The following is a 2,165-nucleotide window of genomic DNA, read 5'->3' as shown; positions in this document are numbered from 1 at the left end:
TATCGGCGATATAGTTAACTACATTGAAAGTAAGTAGTATGATATTATTAAAATAAGCTATAGAAAATACAATATGATTTTCTATAGCTTATTATTATTTTATTACTTGTTTATTTTATCTAGTATATAGCTTTCCATTTGATTTACAGGTATTTGTAAGGTCATAGCTAGTTCTGTATGAAGATTATCCTGTGCCAATTTGAAATATTTCTCGTCAGTTGCACTTAATTTCTTCCCTTGATTCAATCTCTCTTCTTTTCTCTGATAAATAGTTTTTATAAGACTCAATAATTTTCTACATTGACAGCTTTTTATACAATCCTTATATACTTGCTCACGTAACTTTTCATCTTCTACTAATAATCCCTTTATATTAGGTATATCGCTTATTAAAGTCTCCACATCCTGCTTAGATATCAACTTTCTAATAATAACTTTTTTATTATCCACTGGTGAAAAAACTTTACTCTTATTTTGATTTACAGGTTCTAATATATAATACAATTTATCTTTAGGTGCACCATGCATGTTCAAAGTTGAAATATCTATTATTTGACAAACGCCTGCATTACCATAAATCACATATTCTCCCTTTTTAAACATATTTACATCCCTTTCTATTTTTATATTGATTTATTAATTTGTAAATGTATTATATTCAAATATGCGCTATTAAGAATACTAAAAATTGTGAATATTCTTAATATAATTGATATAAATACTTATATTTCTCCTGTCTACATAGCAACTATAAGTCTTTTTTCTTATTTTGTAATCTAGTATTCGTTATTTATCAGTGTATTTGTAAAAAACCTTACAATATAATTCTATCACATTGAAAATTTTTTTGTCAGTTTTTTTTAATTACATAATCCTTTTAATTTTTTTATTTTTTACAAATATATTAATTAAGTTATATAAAAATATAAATTTTATATTCGACTTAAAAGTGTAAATTTACATTTATTTATATTTTTGTGTATTTTATATCCAAATTGTGGTATATTTTAAGGTGACTAAAATATACATGAGGTGATTACTATATGGTAGAAAAAAAGTATATTCAAATGGAAGGTATATTTTCAGGTAGTAGAGTTGTAAATATATATCTTCCAAATGATTACAATCAAAGAAGAAAAAAATATCCTGTACTTTATATGTTTGATGGACATAATTTATTCTTTGATAAAGAAGCCGCATTCGGTAAATCATGGGGTATGAAAGAATATTTAGAGGGTAACGACGTTCAATTGATAGTGGTTGGAATTCAATGTAGCTTTGAAGGCAACGAAAGAATGTCTGAATACTGCCCATACGACCTAGAAAACTACTATGGTGAATTCATAAAGGGAAAAGGCAATGAATACCTAGAATGGATGATAAATGTCATAAAACCTATGATCGATTCTGAATACAGAACTAAAACAGATCGCAAAAATACACTAATAGGTGGAAGCTCTATGGGAGGATTAATGGCTGCATATGCTGGAATCAAATATTCTGACGTATTCTCAAAATGTGCTTGTCTATCTCCTTCTTTTGAATTATGCTATGACAAATTTATGGATGATGTCGTATCAAGCGAACCAAGAAAAGGAACTAAGTTCTATATGGATATAGGAAGCTTAGAGCTAGAAGATGAATATAGAAGAGTTAATTATACATCTTATATGTTAGAATTATGCCACAAGCTTCAATCTAAGGGGGCCAACTGTTACCCTAGATTAATTCCTGGAGGAGAACACAACGAGGCTAGCTGGGAAAAACAAGTTCCTGTATTTATGGAATATCTTTTATAATAGATTAAATAAAAAAAAGATATAATTTCATAAAAAGGCTATTAAAAAAAATATTTTTTAGTAGCCTTTTTTAATTACTTAATTTGCAACGCAACCTTCCCATTTTTTCAAGATATTTAACATAAATCCTTTAATATCTATTCCATATAAATCATCTAGTATTGGATCATTTAATACTTTTTGAGGTGGACCATAAGATACAACTTGACCATTTTGTAGCATTAAAACATTATCCGCAAAATACTGAACTAAATTTAAATCGTGCAAAACTCCGACTACAATTTTATTCTTTGTTTTAATCCACTCCTTTAAATTTTCTAACAAATCTATTTGATTTTTAAAATCAAGATGATTTGTAGGCTCATC

2 protein-coding genes and 1 pseudogene are annotated in these 2,165 nt (G+C 27.2%); 1 reads left to right on the top strand and 2 read right to left on the bottom strand.

Features of this window, described 5'->3' with window-relative positions:
- Positions 1 to 102 precede the first annotated feature (102 nt).
- Positions 103 to 603, bottom strand: a complete 501-nt coding sequence (locus ACI3VO_RS16315) for a CarD family transcriptional regulator (protein ID WP_439758926.1) — start codon at positions 601 to 603, stop codon at positions 103 to 105.
- Between the two features lie 440 nt (positions 604 to 1,043).
- Between ACI3VO_RS16315 and ACI3VO_RS16310 the strand changes: the two genes are divergently transcribed.
- Entirely contained in the window at positions 1,044 to 1,799 is a 756-nt protein-coding gene (locus tag ACI3VO_RS16310) for an alpha/beta hydrolase (protein WP_439758925.1), read from the top strand.
- Between the two features lie 78 nt (positions 1,800 to 1,877).
- On the opposite strand, the pseudogene ACI3VO_RS16305 reads toward ACI3VO_RS16310, so the two are convergent.
- A pseudogene (locus tag ACI3VO_RS16305) lies at positions 1,878 to 2,165 on the bottom strand (ABC transporter ATP-binding protein); the annotation flags it as partial.

The organism is Intestinibacter sp. (genome assembly GCF_051866655.1).
GTDB lineage: Bacteria > Bacillota > Clostridia > Peptostreptococcales > Peptostreptococcaceae > Intestinibacter.
This window is presented reverse-complemented; position numbering and strand designations above follow the sequence as displayed.